Genomic DNA, 21,082 nt, shown 5'->3' on the forward strand with positions numbered 1-21,082 from the left:
ATGTTATGTAAAAACAATATGTTATGGACCCCCGCGTTCGCGAGGGTGACGATGAAAAGGTTATTATGGTATTTTTGCAAGTGGCTCTACAGTTAGAAAATGTAACTTCTCAATACGTGCTGACGAAACATGGCGGTCATCGTAAGCGACAGTGAGAGGGATGTCATCTATGGACCCGCCCATCTCGAACGTAGTGAGAGATCTTCTTTATGCATTTAAATATAAGATTTCTTAATGAAGGTCGAGATAACAAGAATTTTAATTTTTGCCAGCATTTATTTAGAAGTTACTAAAAAATTAGCTAAGTACTTGCCGTGACGTACATATATTGCCAGATTACACATATTCAAAGTGGTTAAGGTTTAAGAAAGGACAATTGATATGGCATTCTCTCTTCCACCTCTCCCTTGGGTAGAATCAGCCCTTGAACCGTTAATCTCTGCTAAAACGATTAGTTTTCATTATGGCAAGCATCACACAGCTTATTTAAATAAACTCAATGAGCTTACTGATGGTACGGCTTATGCCAACCAAAGCCTTGAAACTATTATTATGGGCGCCGCAAAAGATAAGGGACCTCTATTTAATAATGCTGCTCAAGTTTGGAATCACAACTTTTTTTGGAACTCTATCAAACCCAATGGTGGCGGTGAACCGCAGGGTGAAGTAGCTTCTTTGATAACCGAAAGTTTCGGTAGTCTTGATAAATTTAAAGAAGAATTTAAAAATGCTGCCGTTTCACAGTTTGGTAGTGGTTGGGCATGGCTTTGTCTTGATGGTGGTAAGTTTAGAGTCATTAAAACAACGAATGCTGAATTGCCAATGTTAACTGGACTAAAAGCATTAGTTACTTGTGATGTTTGGGAGCATGCATATTATCTAGACTATCAAAATCGTCGCCCAGACTTTGTGCAGACATTTTTAGATAAGCTTATTAACTGGGATTTTGTTGCTGCCAATTTAAAAGCTTAATCATTTTACTTTTTAGTCGTAGTATTCATGACCCAAATGAGTAATTACTTCTTCGCCGTTCATCCAACGAAGCATATTTTTCATTTTCATTAGTTGGATGAAAATATCATTTTCTGGATAAAGCCCAGGGGCGGTCATCGGACTTTTATAATAGAATGACAGCCATTCTTGGATACCGCGAAAACCTGCGCGATGAGCCAAATCCATAAACAAAGCAAGATCAAGCACAATTGGAGCGGCTAAAATTGAATCGCGGCATAAAAAGTCAATTTTGATTTGCATTGGATAATTTAGCCAACCGAAAATATCTATATTATCCCAACTCTCTTTGGCATCACCGCGCGGTGGATAATAGTTAATACGAACTTTGTGATACATTTTTTCATATAATTCAGGATAAATTTCTGGCTGCAAAATAGTCTCAAGAACACCAAGCTTTGAAACTTCTTTGCTGCGGAAATTTGTTGGTTCATCTAAAACTTCACCATCGCGGTTACCCAGAATATTGGTTGAAAACCAACCATCTATGCCCAACAAGCGAGCTTTTAAACCTGGGGCAATAATGGTTTTCATTAACGTCTGACCAGATTTAAAATCTTTGCCCGAAATGGGGATTTCGCGTTGTTTTGCAAGTTCAATTAGCGCTGGTATATCAACTGTATGATGCGGTGCACCATTTGCGTATGGCACGCCTTCCTGTATGCAGGCATAACCATAGATCATTGAAGCGCTTATTGCAGGATGAGAATCGCGCAGTCCCTGTTCAAAAGTTTCAATTTTTTGATGCACTGCGCTAAGTTCTTGATAAGACTCGGTTGATCCACACCATACTGCTACGGCACGATCAAGATTGTTTTTTTTAATAAAATCACGTATGTCAGCTCGTATAGCCTCAGCAAGTTCCATTTTATTTTTGCCTTGCTTTACATGTTCACCATTAAGACGTTTGACATATTCAGGAAAAAACACTGCAGGCATGGGCTTGATGCTGCTAATTTCATCTTTGATGAGATTTAAGTGTTCAAGATTTAAGACTTTTGCTTTGCAAGCGGCAGTGTAGGCATCATCAGTAAAAAGATCCCAGCCGCCAAAGACAACATTGTTTAGACCAGCAAGCTCAATGAATTCGCGAATAAGGGGGCTGCGACCTTCGGTGCGTTTACCAAGCCGAATAGTGCCCATTTGTGAAAGTGAACCAAATAGTTTACCTAAACCTTTGCGGGCTAGTAAACTACCAGCGATAAATGTTGTTGCCACAGCACCCATACCAGGGAGTAAAATTCCAAGCTTGCCGGTGGGTTTTTTAATAGCGATAGGTTTTTTCATTTGTGTATGCCTCGCAAAGCAGTACTAATTTTTACTTAGAGATAAAAACGTTTTAGAAAGTGACATTATTTCAACACCGAAGCTGTTAATAACAGTTACCCCGCAGAGGGCAAGCTATATTAATGTACCCATTTCAACCTTGCTGTCAGCAAGCGTATGTCCTAGGTAATCTATGGGGGCATAACCAGGGGTGTCCCTAAATGTCTCCCGTCGATCTTCGCGAAATCCGCTACTTACGACCGCGTGCTCGCAAAAATCCTGCCTGCGACTTGCCACAAGCAAGCCTCAGCATGATTTTGTTGCGCGCGCGGCCATCGTTTACGCGGCTTTTGTGAATTTCTTAAGTCCAACATTTAGGGACACCCCCAATTATTTTTATGACCGTGCTAATATCAAAATTTCATATTTCAGCATCAACTCGCAAACAAATTGGCTTTGACGTCATTGTTGCCGTTTTAGCGGAGCGAACGAGTACTTCAAGAGGTCGCGAGCTTGCTTTAGAACACCAGTTTTTTACTGACCGTGATCAAGTGCAGCTTTCTTTGACTCGCATTGAGCAAGTTCGTGAGATTTTACGTGAAGAAAAAATACTGCCGGTAAGCGGAGCTACTGATATTCGCCCTTTTGCTACCCGTGCAGCTAAAGGCGCTATTCTTAACGGTGAAGAATTACGTGCCTGCCATGGACTGATGCGCACGGCAATGGATGTGCGATCTTTTCTGCGTTTGCGCCGTGAAACCATGCCCGAGCTGGCGGCTATAAGTACTGGGATAAGCGATTTTGCCGCATTAGCCAACCGTATTGATTATATGCTTGAACCATCTGGTCGGGTTCGTGACGAAGCAAGCGAGACTTTAGCTGCATACCGTCGCCGTGCACGCAATTTGCATAGTGAGGCACGTCGACGAATCGATACGATGCTTGCAGACCAAAATTTTACGCCTTACTTGCAGGATCGTTATTTTTCAATACGCTCTGAACGATATGTGCTGCCGGTTAATGCTTCTTTTCGAAGTAGTGTACCTGGCATTGTGCACAACGCCTCACAAACTGGGCAGACACTTTTTATTGAACCGCAAGCGTTAGTTGATTTAGGTAACGAATTAGCTATTGCTGAATCGCTAATAGCTGAAGAAGAGCAACGAATACTTCAAGAACTTTCTGCGTCAGTTGGTGATCGTGAAAACGATTTGGATCACGCGGTCGACAGTATTGGAACAATAGACTTTATTCAAGCAAGTGCCCACTTAGCTAATGATCTAGATGCCAATGCTCCTGAATTAGCTGATGCTACTGCTGACATAGATTTACGCCAGATGCGCCATCCGGTGTTGGCTTTGCAGGGTAAATCTGTAGTGGCAAACGATGTATTTTTACGCACACCAACACAGGCGCTGATCGTTTCGGGCCCAAATGCTGGTGGTAAAACCGTAAGTATTGCTGCGGTGGGGTTATGTTCTCTTATGGTGCGAGCGGGATTGCCGATACCGGTAGCTGCGGGTTCGCGTATGCCGTTATTCTATGGCGTGACTAGTATCATTGGCGATGAGCAAGATCTTAAGCGGGGCTTATCAACCTTTTCTGCGCATCTAAGCGCCATTGCAGAAGCTATGCAACAAGCCGGCTTTGGTTGGTTAGTGTTAATTGATGAGATTGCAGCAGATACTGATCCCACTCAAGGCGCCGCTTTAGCGCGAGCTATTTTAGAACAATTGCTAGATGCCGGTACTCGCGTATTAGCAACTACTCACCTTGATGAAGTCAAAGCTTTAGGTATTACTGATACGCGTTTTATTAATGCTCGTGTTGGGCTTGATCCAATCTCACTTGCTCCAACCTATCGTCTTGAGATTGGCGCTGCTGGCGTTTCAAGTGCTATTGAAATGGCTGAACGTGTTGGGTTACCTACAAATGTAATTAGTCGCGCGCGTGAATATCTGCGTGGTGAAGGTTTATTGGCTGCGGCTTTAACTCACTTAGAAGTTGCAGAGCGTGAAGTAGAAACAGAGCGGCAAGAATTAGCGGCGCAACGTGAAGCTACAGCTAAAACCCAACAGCAATTAGAAGCTAGCAAAAATGAGCTTGAGCAAGCGCGTCGTGACCTTAAATTGCAAATTAACGATGAGCTACTTAAAGAACTTGAAGATAGACGTAGCCAAGCAACAAAAATGATTGCTGAATTGCAAGCAAAAGCAAGTATTAGCGGTGCGCAAAAGGCTCAGCAGCGCTTAGAAGAACTAGCAAATGAGGTTAAATACGATATCGCTAAACTGCAAGCAGAGACAGATGTTGGTGAAAGTGCTCAAGCACTGGTGCCTACCGAAGAAATCGATGTCGGTACATGGGTTAAAGTTGTCTCATTAGATAAAGAGGGTCGGGTAATCAAACTTGCTGGTAAAAGCGCGATAGTAGAAATTGGTACTTTAAATACAAGGGTTAAATTAAAAGATTTGGTCGGACTTGTTCAAAAAAGTAAGCAAAGTCAAAGTGACCATCGACGTTTAGCAAAGGCTGAGTCTAAACTTAGCGAGTCTATAGTTGAGGGCAGTAGTGATACCCGCTGCGATATTCGCGGTATGCGTACTGATGAAGCAATGAGCGAAGTCGAGCGTTTTTTAGACCAGCGTTATTTATATGGCCCTACCCGTATAGTTATTGTTCATGGGCATGGCAGTGGTATTTTAAAGCAAATGGTGCGTGAAGCTTTAGAGAAATCACCTTATGTAGCTAGCAGCAGGCCGGGTGACCGCTATGAAGGCGGCGATGGGGTTACGGTGGTAGAGATAGTTAGTGCTTGAGGGCATATCAGCTTCTTTTAGCTCCCATTACGGGGTATCATACGAAGTTAACGCTATTAAATATAAAGTGATTTTTATCGTTTGGCATGGTTCTCTGGTTTTTTTATTGCGAGGCATTAGTGTCGGGCCCTCAGTGACACCGTGTTTTATCGCTTTATCGGGTGACATTGTTTTGTGAGCCAACGACCCTTAAATGATCTTAGCTTCGGTTACCTTATTTGTGAGGCAATTCGATACGCACACCGATTCTATAGTGGTTACTTAGTACTACCCATTAGTACATATCATTTATGGTAACTTTTGCTGCAATACTTCGTCACGGCGGGCTTGTCGCCAAGCACGTAGGCGTTCACGTAGATCTGGACGATTTTGTGAAATAATACTTATAGCTAATAAAGCGGAATTTGCCGCACCAGATTTGCCAATGGCGAGTGTGGCAACGGGCACACCCTTGGGCATCTGAACCATTGATAGCAAGGCGTCAATCCCCCGTAAGTCAGTAGCTGAGATAGGAACACCTAGGACCGGTATTATTGTTTTAGCAGCAATTACACCGGGTAAATGTGCTGCAGCTCCAGCCCCAGCGATAATTACTTCAATACCGCGCCTCTCAGCTTCATCAGCGTATGCAAGCGCACGGTCTGGGGTGCGATGGGCACTAATAATTTCAGCTTCGTAAGGTACATTAAATTCATCTAGAATATCTGCTGCTGCTGACATAATCGACCAATCATTTTTACTGCCCATAATAAGACTGACAATCTTTGGTTTATCTTGGCTCATTACCGTGACTCCGTAGCTAGCATTTTTTTAAAGAATTTATGGCTTGTTAGCCTACAGACAACATTATGCCAAGCTTATTTAGGGACACCCCCTTATTCATAGCGTAACGCATCAATAGGGTTAAGCCGTGCTGCACGCTGTGCTGGAAAGTAACCAAAAATTACACCGATAGCAGCAGAAAATAATAAAGCGATGATATTAATTTTTGAATCAAATATATAAGGTACATTCATTATACTAGTTAAAGCAATAGAACCGCCAGTTGCCAAAGCCACCCCGATAAGACCACCTATGGCAGATAACACCACTGATTCCATGAGAAACTGCAATAACACTTCACGCCCAAGAGCGCCTATTGCCAAGCGAATACCAATTTCGCGGGTGCGTTCAGTAACTGAGACTAGCATTATATTCATAATACCAATGCCGCCGACTAATAAGCTTACCGCAGCCACAGCCGCTAAGAGCATGGTAAGGATTTTAGTGGTACCAGTAAAGGTTTCAGCAAGTTGACGTGTATCTAAAATTCTAAAGTCATCATCTTCACTGGGCGCTAGCTTGCGTCGCTCGCGTAGTAGTGATGATAATTGGGCTTTAACGTTATTGATTGAGTCACCATCATTTACTGCAACCATGATACGATTTATATCTGACGACCCTAGTAAACGGCGCTGCACAGTCCGCAAAGGCATAACAATTACATCATCTTGATCATGCCCCATACCAGCTTGCCCTTTTGATTTAAGTAACCCGATTATTTCGCAGGCAAAGCCTTTTATACGTATTTCGCTGCCAACCGGAGCTTCTTGGCCAAATAATTTTTCACGTACGGTTTCACCAATTACACAAACAGCTTTGCCTGTTTTTAAATCAGTATCGTTAAATTGGTGTCCTTCGGCAAATTCCCAATTTGAAGAGACAAAGTAATCATTAGTAGTACCAAAAATGACAGTCGACCAATTTCTTGATTGATAAATCGCAGTTACCGATTTGTTTGAAATAGGGGCAATAGCTTTAATCGAAGATAGCTGCTCACTGATTAATTGAACATCAACCAGCTTAAAATTAGGAGCGTCCGATGAACCAGGACCAAAGTGTTGTCCAGGGATAATGATGATTTGATTAGTGCCCATATTGGCGATTTGGTCAGCAACCGATTTGGTGGCGCCATTACCAACAGTGACTAAAGTAATCACGGCAGCAATACCAATTACAATACCAAGAATAGTAAGGAACGAACGCATGACATTACGGCGAATTGCTCGTAGTGCTAATAAAAAAGTATTCCACAACATTTTAAACTGGTCCTAGCTTTTTTTATGGTCACTATCTATACGACCATCAATGAAATGGATAATGCGTTTGGCATATGCAGCAATATCAGATTCATGCGTAACCATTAACACGGTGATCCCTTGTTCGCGATTAAAACGAGTGATTAAGTTCATTATTTCAGCACTAGTATGTGTATCAAGATTACCCGTAGGCTCATCGGCTAAAAGGACTTTAGGTTGGGTTACAATCGCGCGAGCAATAGCAACACGTTGTTGTTGCCCCCCCGATAATTCAGAGGGGTTGTGGTGTTCCCAACCATTTAGACCAACTTGTTCAAGAGCAGCTTTTGCTGCCTTATGACGTTGCAAAGCAGGCTCACGACGGTAGATCAGCGGTAACTCAATGTTCTCTAGTGCCGTGGTGCGTGCCAATAAGTTGAAACCTTGAAAAATAAAACCAAGTTGATATCGTCTAAGTAAAGCGCGTTGATTTTGTGTCAGTCGTTCAACACGTACACCCATAAATTCATACGACCCTTTGGTCGGCGTATCTAGGCATCCTAATATATTCATTGTAGTTGATTTGCCTGAACCACTAGGGCCCATGATGGCTACAAATTCACCAGCAGCAATAGAAAAATCGACACCTTTTAGCGCATGAAAAGCCGCCTGCCCTTGGCCATAGGTTTTAGTAACCCCAAAGAGAGTGATAAAATTACTATTGGTCATGATTTAGGCCTAATTACTTCAGTAAGGACTTCAGTGCCTTCTTTTATATCACCACCGGTAATTTCCGTAACATGTCCGTCGCTTGCACCTGTTTTAATATCGATAGGCACAGGTTTACTGTGTTGTAAAATCCAAACCCGTGGTGCATTAGGGTTCGGCTGTATTATTACATTACGTTGTGGATGAGGCCGTCGGGGCATAAGTTTACCCATAAAATTCTGAGGCTTTTGTGGTGTTTTGTCGATAACTGGTGGAGTGAAACGCAAAGCAGCATTAGAAACTAGCAGCGCTTTATCGCGGGTTACGGTAATAATATCAGCAGTACCAGTCATGCCCGGACGCAAGCTAAGATCATCGTTTTGTACGGCGATTACGGTGGGATAAGAAACAACGCCATCAACGATTTGTGATCCAAAGCCAACGCGAGTGATAACGCCAAAATATTTACGTCCCGGCCATGCATCAACGGTGAACGAGGCTTGTTGACCAACTTTGATTTGTCCAACATCAGCTTCGTCTACATCAACCTTAAGCTCCATTTTAGTTAAATCTTCAGCCAGCGTAAATAGCACCGGTGCTTGTAGAGTAGCTGCAACTGTTTGACCGGGTTCAATACTTCGCGATAAAACGAGGCCATCAATAGGTGAGCGAATACTAGCTTTGCTGAGATTGGTAAGATCAGATTGTAAATTGGCTTTTGCTTGGGCAACACTTGCATGAGCACTGGCTTCATTAGCTTCAGCACGCTTTAAACTAGCAATGGCTGCATCCATTTCGCTTTTTGATGGTACTTTGCCACCGGATAACTCAAAAACCTTATTATAACGGTCAACAGTTGTACTTGCTTCTGTTACGGTGGCTTGCGCCAGTTTCACTTGCGCTTGTGCTACTACTAAACTCGCTTGAGATTTTTCTACTGTGTCTTTAAGTTTTGAGAGATCTAAATTAGCTAATACTTGACCTTTTTTAACAACATCGTTTTCGTCAACTAATACCTCGGTGACAATACCTGATAATTCACTACTAACTTCAACCATATTAATTGGTTGTAAGTTACCGGTAGTAGACACTCGGACAACAAGCTTGCCAATTGATACTGGTTTAGTTTTGTATTGCAGAGCTATAGGTGAATCATTGCTAAGAAAATATAATAATATTACTGCAACAATAATAGCAGCAATGATGGCAAATATTAGAAATCGGCGACCTGCAAAAAAACTTTTAGATTCACCAGAAAGAATATTATTTAAGGCAGCGTTTTCATCGCTATCATTTAAATTATGTAATTTTAGATTAGTCATCATGTTGATTCCTTCTCACGCCAACCACCACCAAGCGCTTTATATAAGCGAATGAGGGTTAAAATCTTTTCGATTCGCGCACTAGCGAGATTATCTTCAAGAGAGAGTAACGAGCGCTCAGTGTTAAGCACTGCTTGAAAATCAATCACTCCAGCTTTATAACGCTGCCATGCTAAATTGCTAGCATTTTGTGCGGCAGTAACGGCACGGGTTAAAGTTTCTGCTTTCTGGGTATTACGGACTAAAGCGACCAAAGTATTTTCGACCTCTTGTAAAGCATTTAAAATAGTTTGCTTATAAGTCAATAACGCTTGCTCACGTATAGCATCTTGCACTTTTACTTGAGCCCGCAAACGTCCACCATGAAATAAAGGTGCAGTAATACCTCCGATTAATGAATAGAAAAAACCATCACTATTGCCCAAACCACTAAGAGTTAACGCTTCAACCCCAATAGAACCTGAAAGTTTTAAAGAAGGGTATAATGCTGCGGTCGCGATACCTACTCGTGCAGTCGCAGCAGCAAGATTTCGTTCGGCTATTTTTATATCTGGACGTTGGCGTAAACTATCGGCAGGAATGCCAACCGCAATTTGATTAGGGATCTCAGGCAGTTCAGTAGCAGTATGTAACTGCTTGTGTAAGGTACCTGGGTTTTGGCCTAAGAGAAGATCGAGACTATGCTCAGCTTCAAGCAATTGTATTTCTAAAGTTGGCAGTTGTGCTCTGGTCTGCTCAACATTACTAGTGGCTTGTTCAACATCTTGAGTGTTGACTAAACCAGCCTCGGCACGAAATTTAGTTAACTGTAATGTCTGATTTTGGGTTTCTAAATTTTTACGTGCGATATCTACCCGTAATTTTAGAGATCTAATTTCATAATAGGTGCGTGCAACTTCTGCACACAGTGATATGCGAGTATTATCTAAAGCAGCATCAAAAGATTCTTGATCAGCGGTGACTGCTTCTACGCTTCGACGAGCGCCTCCGAAAATATCCATTTCCCAACTTGCATCAAAGCTAGCGCTATATTGATTAGTGGTCGATCCTAAAGTGGCGTTGGCTCTAGAATAACGACGTGCAGCAGAAGTTGAAACCGATGCTTGTGGCAGTAACTCGACAATAGCAGCTAAACGACTGGCGCGTGCTTGCTGCAGCCGTGCTTTTGCTTGCTGCAAATCAAGATTATCGTTTAAGGCCTGCTCGATTAATTGATTCAATAAAGAGTCATTAAAAAGTTGCCACCATTTATTTAAATCTGACTTGCTAGTCTGTTTAATCTTAGGTGCACTGTCTTGTTGCAGATTGTGCCATTGATTAGGCAAGCTGACTTGTGGGCGTTGATAATCAGGGCCGACTGCGCAAGCGCCAAGAAAAAAGCCGCAAACAAGTAATAATGTAGTTTTATGGGTGTTCATCTATTTAATATATCCAAGTGATCGCAAACGCTCGAATTCTTCGTCGGTAAAATCTGGTTTTACTGTCGTTGGTTGAGTGGGTGATTTAACTTCTGCTCTGTTTGTGCGGCTAGCAATTGCGTTTATTTTTGCTGGGCCTAATCCATCTAAGTCAATTAATTCGCTTATAACGCGACCAGGTAGTAAAGATGGTGGAGTAATACCAAGCAATCGTAAAACTGTTGGTGCCACATCATATTGGGTGAGCACTTTGTATTGACCTTTTTTTATATATGGACCGCTAGCAATAAAAACGCCATCTAATTTATGTTCACCATCAAACGGCACGTTTTTGAAATTAGCAGCAATTCCTGGTGATAATCCCCAACCATGGTCTGAAACCATTATAATAGTAGCGTTTGGGCCTGCAGCTTTTTCAATACGTGCAATTAAACCATCAACTAGTTCATATAAACCCTCAACAGCGTGACCGAAGCGACTTTTAAGCTCGACTGCTATAGCAGGATCGATATTATGAGCATTTAGTCGTGCTTGCAGTGTAGCTAGTGGCTCACGCATTATCCAAAAGCGATGTCCTATAGTGTCAATACCATCAAAATAAGTCATGACTAATTGTGTATTAGGATACTTAGCTAACAACGATTCAATGATTTTTGTATTGGTTTCAGCTGAAGCTATTGAGTAGCGAGTTGAATAAATATACCGATGTAAAACTTTTGCTTTTTTATAAATGCTAGAATGCGTCGGCGGAGCATCTAGTACACGTGCAAGTGTTTTAGCTGATACGCTTCGTGGATCAACAATAAGTGGCCGAATATCTTCAAATACAGCAGCAGGAAACACCTGATCGCGAGCGTAGCTTACAATACGGCCTTTAATGTTGCTGCGTTTTTTAGGATTGAGTGCCTGATAAGGTGAGACCATGACCCCTAAAAGAGATTCTGCCGGCCAAGTATTCAGCCATCCAACTACTAAGTTTTGCATTCCAGCATCGCTAGTAAATTGCCAAAGTGCTTCAGCGTGACGCATATCAGAGGTAACTAATTGTTGTTCTTTATGGCGTAGAGACGACGGCCAATATGGTGAGCCAGTTATAAAGTCATAGATGCCATGAATTTTTCGAGGCTGCCCGGTAGCAATAGTTGCCCAAAGCGCGGGAGAGCGCATAGGTTTTTCTGAAAGAAGTATTGCACGCGCGCTTTTATTAATTAAACGAGCTAAAGTTGGCAAACGGCCAGAATCAATCAGTGGGTTAAGCACCTGGTAGGTCATACCATCGATACCAATGATAACAACTCGTTTTGAGGCTAAATTATCTGCATAAGCAGAGATAGATGGCAGACAAACCAATAAAACTATGAAAATTAACTGCTGCCATCGATTTTTCATTTTTTACCTCATAGTTAAAAAACATATATTAAACCACTGACATTTTTAAAAAAAGTATGTTATAATTCGTTTTTTGTAAGTGGTACATGGTGTATTACAGGTAGTAGCAATAAGGTGTAACAATATTTCAAATATGATGACACCGCGATTACCATTACACAATTTTAATTTTAAAGTTTTTTCAGGAACAACCTGATTAAATGGTTATGTAGTCAATTATGTGATGAATAAAAGAAATTTTTATCTTGTGTGCGTTTTCACATTGAACAAGGGAAAAAACTTCCTTTAATGGCGCGCGCGCGAGATATAAAAAGGCAAGTCCAGGTTGGAGGTTTTTAAGTGTACGAAGATTTTAGTAAGTTGCGCAATATTGGTATTTCAGCGCACATTGATAGTGGTAAAACAACGCTAACTGAGCGTGTTTTATATTATACACAGCGTATTCATGCAATTCATGAAGTTAGAGGTAAAGATGGCGTTGGCGCTAAGATGGACTCGATGGAACTCGAGCGCGAGCGTGGCATTACCATCGCAAGTGCGGCAACCCATTGTGAATGGAAAGGGTATCACTTTAATATTATAGATACTCCAGGACACGTTGATTTTACCATTGAGGTTGAACGTTCATTAAGAGTGCTTGACGGCGCTATTTTAATTTTGTGTGCTGTCGCAGGCGTGCAAAGCCAATCTCTCACAGTTGATCGCCAAATGCGTCGCTATCGCGTACCACGCATTGCGTTTGTGAACAAATGCGATCGTACTGGTGCTAACCCTCTGCGGGTTCATGATCAGTTACGTGATAAGCTTGGTCATAATCCGGTGCTATTACAGCTACCAATTGGTATCGCTGAAAATTTCGAAGGTATTATTGACCTTATCGAGATGAAAGCTTACCGCTTTCTTGGGGATAACGGCGAGGATATTCAAGAAGGACCAATCCCCGAAGAAATGGTTGCTGATGCAAAGAAAGCACGCGAAGAGATGCTTGATGCGGCTTCAATGTTTTCAGATGAATTGACCGAAGCTATTCTTGAAGACAGCGTAACTTCTGAATTAATTCATCAAGCTATTCGCAAAGGTACTATTGAATTTAAGCTGACTCCAGTGTTGATGGGTTCGGCATATAAGAATAAAGCGGTGCAAAAGTTACTCGATGCTGTAACTTACTACCTGCCCGATCCCACTGAAGTTACAAATGAAGCTGTTGATCTTGAGCGTGATGAAGAGAAAGTTATTTTAGATATCGACATTAATAAGCCCACAGTGGCCTTAGCATTCAAGCTTGAAGATGGTCGCTACGGGCAGCTAACTTATTTGCGAGTTTATCAAGGCGCAATCAAGCGTGATGATTTCATCACTAATATACGTACCGGCAAAAAGCATAAAGTTGGACGCTTAGTACGAATGCATTCTGATGAGATGGAAGATATCAATGCAGCAGGGGCCGGTGATATTGTTGCAATGTTTGGTATTGAGTGTAATTCAGGCGATACTTTCACTGACGGCAAATTAAAAGTTGCCATGACTTCAATGCATGTGCCTGAGCCGGTTATTTCGTTGTCGATTAAACCGATTGATAACAAGAGCGAAGTAAATATGGCAAAAGCTTTGCGTCGCTTCACTCGTGAAGATCCAACCTTCCGTGTTGGTGTCGATGAAGAATCAGGTGAGACAATTATTCGTGGTATGGGCGAATTACATCTCGATGTTTATGTCGAGCGTATGAAACGTGAATATAGCGCCACTGTCGAAGTATCTCCACCGCAGGTGGCTTATCGTGAGACTATCTCACAGCAAGCTCAATTCGATTATACTCATCGTAAGCAATCAGGTGGTGCTGGCCAATATGGTCGTGTCGCTGGTTATATTGAACCTAATGCCGATGCTGAATTTGAGTATGTTGATGATATTACTGGTGGTGCCATTCCGCGTCAATACATTAGTTCAGTTGAAAAGGGCTTTCGCTCAATGTTGGCCAAGGGTGATAAACTTGGCTTTCCGGTAGTGAATATTCGTGTTTGCGTTAACGATGGCGCTAGCCATGCGGTCGATTCTTCAGATATTGCGTTTCAAGAGGCAGCCCGTGGTGCATGGCGGTCAGTTTACGAAAAAGCCAAACCCAAGATTCTTGAACCGATAATGCGGGTTGTCGTTGAAAGCCCAACGGATTACTCTGGTGCAGTTTTGGCTACTTTAATGCAAAGACGTGCCATGATTATTGGTTCGCAAGAAGATTCTGGCATGGCTCGCATTGAAGCTGAAGTGCCTTTAGCCGAAATGTTTGGTTATTCGACCACGCTGCGTTCTTCTACCCAAGGTAAGGCGGAGTTCACCATGGAATTTGCGCGTTATCTTCAAGTACCACAGAATATCGCCGATGATTTAATCGAGAAGGCGCAAGAAAAACTTAAAGCGTAAAAAGCGCTAAGAAAAATAACAGGAGCAAGTTATAATGTATCGCAAAGAAGTAAATGCACATAGCCCATTGCGAATTCTCGAAAAGTCGATTCACGGTGGTTTAGGTAAAGGCAATTTAGGTTTAGTTTTGGCTCGTCATGGTGTTGGTAAAACTCCAGCGCTTGTGCAAATCGGGCTAGATGATCTAATGCGTGAACGTGATGTTTTGCATGTTGCCTTAGATCAAACAATTAAACATGTAATGGCATTTTACGAGGCGTTGTTTGATGAAATGGCGCATGAAGAGTCACTTGTCGATGCTAATGAAGTTCGTGATGCGGTAATGCGTCGTCGAGCTATTAAATCATTTGCTTTAGGTAAATATTTTACCCCTGAACAACTTGAATCAGCTTTAGATTTTGCCACTAACTATGTTGGCATTAAACCTGCTGCAATTTTAATTGATGGTTATAACTGGTCTCATCAGAACTTAGCTAATGACATTGCTGCATTTAAAGTAATCGCCAAACGTATAAATGCCGAGTTGTGGATGACCATGACTACCCCACGTGGTTATGTTGGTGGTCCTGGTCAACCATTACCTTTATTAATAGGCGATGTGAAAGATCTGGTTGATTGCGCAATTTTTCTCGAACCAAACGGCAGCAATATTAGTCTGCGATTGATTAAAGATCACGATAACCTCGAGGTTGCACAGGTACAGCTCGAGATGCATCCTGATACTATGCGCTTTGTTGAAATTCCGGTTAAGCGTGAAACTAAAGTACCAGTTGAGAGTCACACATTATTATCAGGTGGCGCAGTTGGTGCGGAGGTTGAGTTTGGGATTTGTGCTGAACGTGCTGGTATTGCCGAAGAAACTTTTTCATTTGCTGGTCGCAAGAGTGAGCGCACTCGTGGTCTTGTTGAACTTTGTGAAGAAGAATTACGCTTGGGTGATGTAAGTGATGCTTATCTTAAAAAGTATATGCATCGTACTTATCCAGCGACACCACTGTTTCGTAAAGTACTACAATCAATATGGCATCAAGTTAGCACTGCTGGCGAAGTCTTTTCTGTTGGTTTAATCAACGAAGATAACACAGTAAAAGGCGGTACTGGATGGGCCGTTGAGCTAGCTAAACATTGGCATAAGCCAGTTTTTGTATTTGATCAAAGCAAGTCATGCTGGTTTACCTGGCAAGATAGCGTTTGGAAACAAATCGATCCACCAACTATAACCAAGAGTCGTTTTACTGGCACTGGTACACGTTTTCTTGAACCATCTGGCAGAGATGCTATTAATAGTCTTTTTACGCGTTCTTTTGAAAATAAACGTTAAGCAAGATAGCTTACGCATATTAAAGCTATTAATGCCAAGAAGACTATCGAAGAAAATATTGCTTCGAGTTAAAGGCCATAAGGCACCTCAGGGATTATTGGCAGTATTATTTTAATTATTTGGCTGGAGTAAGAGCTACTCTGTGCAAAAAACTGAGAATATTGACCCCTAGAAACCTCATAATTCAATTTCTTCAATATCAGCCATTTTCATCAATGCATGTAGTAAACCTGTCTTTATATCTTTATTGCCGTGAACAGGCACAGATAATCGCGTAGTATTACCTCGCTTTATATAAATGTGGTGACTTTCGGTAACACGTGCACACTGCCAACCTTTTATCTCAAGTAACTTGCAGAATTTTTTTCCTGATACGCTTTTCAAACGGCAAGCTCCATTATAGTATCTTTGGGTGTTATCTTGCTTTGATCAATATCTATCGATAAGCATCCCTCTATTGCATCGTAGAGGTTTTCAATTAATTCTTTATAAGAATCACCTTGAGTCATACAACCAGGTATAGAGGGTACTTCTGCCCAGAATCCACCTTCTTCAGCTTCGTGTATCACAACTTTTAATTTCATGATGTAAAACTCCTTTTAATTATTAAAAATATATCCTTTTGCCTAATATTTTATTTAATTTTATCCTTAATTATACAACAAATGTTTAAATTTTTCTTAAAATATATTGGCGGAAATGTAAAATGTTTGTCATTTCGACCGTAGGGAGAAATTTTATATTTTCAATATACAGGGAGAGATCCCTCGCTACGCTCGAGATAATGACATCCCCCTTTGAGACTACAAGTCAGCGCCTTAAAGAGTAATTGTAGCGGGAGTTTTTTATAGATCTACATGAGCGCCAATTTCAACAACGCTATTCGGGGGAATGTGAAAGAAAGCGGTAGCACGTTCTGATAAACGAGCCATAGCAGTAAATAAACGTTTTCGCCAACGACGCATGCCTTTGTTATTGTCAGCAAGCAAGATTTCGCGACCAAAGAAATAGGTGACATAATGCATATCGACCCCAGGCAAATTAGCGCTTGCCAAGAGTTTTGGAATATTAGGCTCTTCTGTAAAACCATATCTAGCTTCTAAACGTGAAAAGCCTTCACCTAGTTCTTGGGTAATAATACGCTCTGTTTCAGTAACTTTTGCTTCCTCAACTGTTTGCACGGTTAACAAGACATTTTGTTGATGCACTACTCGATTATGTTCAAAATTGCGAATCAGCGCTGGTGGCATTCCTGCGGCCGTTGCTGTCATAAAAACCGCAGTGCCTGGCACCCGTGCAGGACGTTCAAGACGCATTAATTCATGAAAGTCAGAGACATTGACCATTCCTTCACGCAATCTAGCGCCAAGTAAGTTTCGTCCCTTTTTCCAAGTAGTCATCAACAATAATAATAATATGGCAATTGCTATAGGCACCCAACCGCCATGGGGGATTTTTAAACTGCTAGCAAAGAAAAAGATAAGACCTGGAACAAGCAAAAAAATAGTAATTATTGAAGCTATACTTAATTTCCATTTCCAAACACGCCAAGTGACAACAAAAGCTAATAATGTAGTAATAACCATTGTTCCGGTTACGGCAATGCCATAAGCACCTGCCAAACTTGCAGAAGACGCAAACGCGATTACTAATGTTGAAGTGGCAAGAAAGAGTATCCAGTTAGCCGCAGGTACATATATTTGCCCACGCTGGCTGCCCGAAGTGTGGCGGAAATTGATTCGAGGCCAATAACCTAACATACTAGCCTGCAGCGTAAGTGAGTAAACACCAGAGATTAAGGCTTGCGATGCAATCACTGTTGCTGCTGAAGCTAATACTACCATGGGCAAGCGTAAATTCGTTGGAAATAGATAATAAAAGGGATTTACAGCAGCGTTAGGGTCGCCTAAAAGCAAAGCCCCTTGACCAAGATAGTTTAGTATTAATGCTGGCTTTACTAAAGAGAACCAAGTTAAATGAATGGGTTTACGCCCGAAATGACCCATATCGGTATATAGTGCTTCAGCTCCAGTAAGTGCTAAAACAATAGCACCAAGTACCACAAAACTACCAGAATGCCCGGTTACAAAGAATTTAATAGCATAGATTGGATTAAGCGCTAAAAGCACCTGTGGTTGATGAACTATACCTACAATTCCGGCGCTCCCAATAGCAAAAAACCATAAGAGGGTTATAGGGCCAAAAATCGAACCAACCTTACCGGTGCCGCGATACTGTACTGCAAATAAAACAGCAAGAATTAGTAATGTAATTGGGACAATATAGTGACTTAATCCTGGTGCGGTAACCTCTAAACCTTCGACCGCGCTTAATACGGAAATAGCCGGGGTTATGGCACCATCACCATAAAGTAGAGCAGCACCAGCTAATCCTAATGCAATTATCCCAGTTTTAAGCCATGATTTATTACGTACTTTTGATAGCGCCAAGGCCATAAGAGCAAGAATGCCCCCTTCACCACGATTATCGGCGCGAAGAATATAAATTACATATTTACCAGAAACAATTATGGTTAATGACCAAATCAGAACCGAAAGTACCCCTAAAACATTTTCAGTTGTAGGAGCCATTGCCGAGTGACCACTAAAACATTCGCGTATTGCATACAATGGGCTAGTGCCAATATCACCATAAACCACACCCAAAGAAGCTAATGAAAGGGCTGCTAATTCTCGACCACGAGGATTTGAGCTATGGGACGAGTCGCCTGGCTCTGAGTGGGCAGCTATATCAGATGATTCATCCATGCCCCCGCTTTACTTCTATATAGTCCATTAGACAATCCTTATGCGCTAAAAAGAGTAAGAGATAACTAAACTCTGGGTATAGAATTCTCAGTTTTAATTCTCAAAATTACAATAATTATTAGTAATTTTTGGTGTCTGGCACCATGTAAGCACCATGTAAATTATTGAGATATAAGATAAAAATCTACAGGGAGTGACATTAAGATAAAAGGTACAAATTATGCATAATATTCTAATAAGGAGTTTATTGATGGTTCAGTCTATCCAGAATTTCGATAAACAGAGACGCTACCCAAGATTTTCGATATCAGTTGCGGGCTTGCTGAGGGGTGAAGATGGAGTATCTAAACCCTGCATGGTAGAAAATATATCAGCAAATGGTGCATTTATTTGCGATGCGCCGTTATTGCATATTGGCGAAGAAATTCAATTAGTTATGCGTTTGCCAGACCAATTACCCTTTGTGCTTAATGGTACAATCGTTCGTCAAGGCCAACCTGAGAATACCTATGGAATAATGTTTAAAGGTGAAACAACTCATGTTATTGATTCTGAAGCAGCAACATTGTGGGCTTTATCCGAGATGTCTCATAGTTTAAACAATGCCTTAATAATAAGTGAATCTATCGATACATGCCGCATTTTAGTGCATGATTTATATAAATTTTATTGTTCGGCAGTGGCGGTTACAACACTGCTAGATGCAATTGAATGGTTACTTGCAAGTGGTAGTAGTCTTACTATGGTTTTTGCAACAATTTCAAAACCTACTAGCAGTGAAAATGGATTGTTTGAGTTTATTGCTGAAGAATATCCACATGTAAAAAAAGTACTTTTGCTTAAAAATGATGTTTCAATCAATTCTTATGAAAAAGCACCTTATGATATAACAATGTCTCAACCATGGACCCAGCAACAACTTTCGCAAATTTTAAGTATATAACGCAGTGTTTAATTAAGCATGTTTAATTTGATAAATAAAAACCATTAGTGCATAGAATAATCTACAATAATTGATATGAAGCGTATTATTAGGGACACCCTCTAATTTAATATTCAAGAAAACGCATAAGCACCATGTAGATAGAGATTATCAACGTGTCTTCTAACCAACGCATAGATCGCTATGAACTTTTAGGTCTCCTCGGACATGGTGGAACTGGCCGTGTGTATAATGCTTGGGATACCAAACTTGAGCGTGAAGTTGCTTTAAAAGTAGTGATGCAAGTCGCAGATAAGAAAATTCGCGAGCGTTTTCATCGTGAGGTTTGTGCTATTGCAGCTTTACGTCACCCAAACATTATTGAAATCTATGATTATTCAGGTGTGTATACAGAGCCTCTGTATTATGTAATGGAACGTCTTCATGGTGAAGACTTATTTATTTTATTACAAAATAACGGTCCTCTACCAGAACCAGCAACAGCCGTTATCGGCTATGAATTGTGTTTAGCACTATCATATATGCATGACATTGGTATTATTCATCGTGACCTTAAGCCTGAAAATGTATTTATTAATAAAGATGGTAGGGTAGTACTTACAGATTTTGGTATCGTAAAAGCAGTTCGAGACAATTCAGTGGTTAGTCAATCGGCTGATAACACTGATATCGTTGGCACTCCTGGTTTTATGTCGCCTGAATTATTACGCAGTAAGGCTTTAGGTGCATTTACTGATATTTTTGCACTTGGTGCTTGTCTTTATAATATAGTTACCGGCGAGCTACCTTTCGCTGCTGCAACACCTCTTGAGCTACATGATAATATCCAACGTGGTGTGGTTCCTGACATACGTGACTATAATCCACAGGTAAGTGATATTTTATGGGATTGCCTGCGTCGTTGTTTAGCCGCTCGCCCAAAAGAGCGACCCAAAATTTCAGCAGTACGCAAGCAGCTCAAAATTGTATTAGATTCATACGGAGTTGGTGATATTCGCGAAGAACTTGCAAATTATATGCGTAACGCGGGTGTGTATGCTGAGTCTGCAAGACAAAGAGCCGCTAGGCGTATACTGGGAGAACTCGCCGTTGCAGAAGAGGCTGAAGACAGTGGGCATGTGACTGCATTACGCAAACGATTAGAAAAAGTAGATCCCGATGGGCAACAAAGTTCGCATATGTCGGACTTTATTGAAGCTGCCCGTAATCGACCACATGGTTGGGAATCGCGGCGGCACCGTCATCGACATATCTTGTTATCAATAAGCATAATAATGCTGCTAATTAGTAGTGTAGCGCTGGCTTTATCTGGCAAATGGCGTATCATTTTAGCGCGTCTACATGGAACTTATAATTCTGATCAATTGCATGAAAACAATAGTAATACTGATGTTGAGGTTTCCATTACGCCAATAAGAGATGGAGTACTAAAATTTAGAATCAATGCCAAAGCTAAGGTTTTAGTAGACGGCCAACTGGTAAAAAAGCAAGAATTACATAACAAAAAAGTTTCCCCAGGGCATCATCATATTGAAGTCATTGGGGCGCATAAAAATTTAGTTACTGAAGTTAAAATAATTAGTGGTAGACAAATTTGGATTAATGCTGATCTTAAACGTGGTGTTATTACTGTTGAATAGTT

At 41.3% G+C, this 21,082-nt stretch carries 16 protein-coding genes; 6 read left to right on the plus strand and 10 right to left on the minus strand.

Annotated elements, in window-relative coordinates:
- Positions 1-381 precede the first annotated feature (381 nt).
- Entirely contained in the window at positions 382-972 is a 591-nt protein-coding gene (locus tag JW841_12655) for a superoxide dismutase (protein ID MBN1961787.1), read from the plus strand.
- A gap of 12 nt (positions 973-984) precedes the next feature.
- Here the strand turns inward: JW841_12655 and JW841_12660 are convergent, their stop codons facing one another.
- The gene (locus JW841_12660) at positions 985-2,298 is read right to left on the minus strand and encodes an inositol-3-phosphate synthase (protein ID MBN1961788.1); all 1,314 of its coding nucleotides are present in this window, start codon (positions 2,296-2,298) and stop codon (positions 985-987) included.
- Between the two features lie 377 nt (positions 2,299-2,675).
- Between JW841_12660 and JW841_12665 the strand changes: the two genes are divergently transcribed.
- A complete protein-coding gene (locus JW841_12665) occupies positions 2,676-5,096 on the plus strand; it encodes a Smr/MutS family protein (GenBank protein MBN1961789.1) in 2,421 nt (806 codons plus the stop codon).
- Positions 5,097-5,384: 288 nt separating this feature from the next.
- Here the strand turns inward: JW841_12665 and purE are convergent, their stop codons facing one another.
- The 6 genes from purE to JW841_12695 all read right to left on the minus strand — a co-directional run bounded on the left by purE (position 5,385) and on the right by JW841_12695 (position 11,990).
- Entirely contained in the window at positions 5,385-5,843 is a 459-nt protein-coding gene (gene purE, locus JW841_12670; GenBank protein MBN1961790.1) for a 5-(carboxyamino)imidazole ribonucleotide mutase, read from the minus strand.
- A 128-nt stretch (positions 5,844-5,971) separates the two neighbouring features.
- The gene (locus JW841_12675; protein MBN1961791.1) at positions 5,972-7,174 is read right to left on the minus strand and encodes an ABC transporter permease; all 1,203 of its coding nucleotides are present in this window, start codon (positions 7,172-7,174) and stop codon (positions 5,972-5,974) included.
- Positions 7,175-7,186: 12 nt separating this feature from the next.
- Positions 7,187-7,882 (minus strand): ABC transporter ATP-binding protein, encoded by a 696-nt coding sequence (locus tag JW841_12680; protein ID MBN1961792.1) that lies wholly within the window; start codon positions 7,880-7,882, stop codon positions 7,187-7,189.
- Positions 7,879-9,183 carry an efflux RND transporter periplasmic adaptor subunit gene (locus tag JW841_12685; GenBank protein MBN1961793.1) on the minus strand — a complete coding sequence of 435 codons (1,305 nt, stop codon included), beginning with the start codon at positions 9,181-9,183 and terminating at the stop codon, positions 7,879-7,881. Before JW841_12685 ends, JW841_12680 begins: the two co-directional genes overlap by 4 nt.
- On the minus strand, positions 9,183-10,601 hold the full coding sequence (locus tag JW841_12690; protein ID MBN1961794.1) for an efflux transporter outer membrane subunit: 1,419 nt from the start codon (positions 10,599-10,601) through the stop codon (positions 9,183-9,185). The genes JW841_12685 and JW841_12690 overlap by 1 nt, the downstream gene beginning before the upstream one ends.
- On the minus strand, positions 10,602-11,990 hold the full coding sequence (locus JW841_12695) for an alkaline phosphatase family protein (GenBank protein MBN1961795.1): 1,389 nt from the start codon (positions 11,988-11,990) through the stop codon (positions 10,602-10,604). It abuts the gene before it with no gap.
- A 339-nt stretch (positions 11,991-12,329) separates the two neighbouring features.
- Between JW841_12695 and JW841_12700 the strand changes: the two genes are divergently transcribed.
- Both JW841_12700 and JW841_12705 read left to right on the plus strand, forming a co-directional pair.
- Entirely contained in the window at positions 12,330-14,408 is a 2,079-nt protein-coding gene (locus JW841_12700) for an elongation factor G (protein MBN1961796.1), read from the plus strand.
- Between the two features lie 724 nt (positions 14,409-15,132).
- Positions 15,133-15,729, plus strand: coding sequence for a hypothetical protein (locus JW841_12705; GenBank protein MBN1961797.1), 597 nt, complete (start codon positions 15,133-15,135; stop codon positions 15,727-15,729).
- Between the two features lie 177 nt (positions 15,730-15,906).
- On the opposite strand, the gene JW841_12710 is transcribed toward JW841_12705, so the two are convergent.
- The 3 genes from JW841_12710 to JW841_12720 form a co-directional block, all read right to left on the minus strand.
- Entirely contained in the window at positions 15,907-16,113 is a 207-nt protein-coding gene (locus JW841_12710) for a type II toxin-antitoxin system HicA family toxin (protein MBN1961798.1), read from the minus strand.
- Complete coding sequence (locus JW841_12715; protein ID MBN1961799.1) at positions 16,110-16,313, minus strand: type II toxin-antitoxin system HicB family antitoxin; 204 nt, start codon at positions 16,311-16,313, stop codon at positions 16,110-16,112. The genes JW841_12710 and JW841_12715 overlap by 4 nt, the downstream gene beginning before the upstream one ends.
- A 261-nt stretch (positions 16,314-16,574) precedes the next feature.
- Complete coding sequence (locus JW841_12720; protein MBN1961800.1) at positions 16,575-18,497, minus strand: potassium transporter Kup; 1,923 nt, start codon at positions 18,495-18,497, stop codon at positions 16,575-16,577.
- Positions 18,498-18,747: 250 nt separating this feature from the next.
- Here JW841_12720 and JW841_12725 point away from each other — a divergent pair, with 250 nt between their 5' ends.
- Both JW841_12725 and JW841_12730 read left to right on the plus strand, forming a co-directional pair.
- The gene (locus JW841_12725) at positions 18,748-19,440 is read left to right on the plus strand and encodes a PilZ domain-containing protein (protein MBN1961801.1); all 693 of its coding nucleotides are present in this window, start codon (positions 18,748-18,750) and stop codon (positions 19,438-19,440) included.
- A gap of 155 nt (positions 19,441-19,595) precedes the next feature.
- Positions 19,596-21,080 carry a serine/threonine protein kinase gene (locus tag JW841_12730; protein MBN1961802.1) on the plus strand — a complete coding sequence of 495 codons (1,485 nt, stop codon included), beginning with the start codon at positions 19,596-19,598 and terminating at the stop codon, positions 21,078-21,080.
- The last annotated feature ends 2 nt before the right edge of the window (positions 21,081-21,082 follow it).

The organism is Deltaproteobacteria bacterium (genome assembly GCA_016931625.1).
In the GTDB taxonomy this organism is placed as follows: Bacteria; Myxococcota; XYA12-FULL-58-9; order XYA12-FULL-58-9; family JAFGEK01; genus JAFGEK01.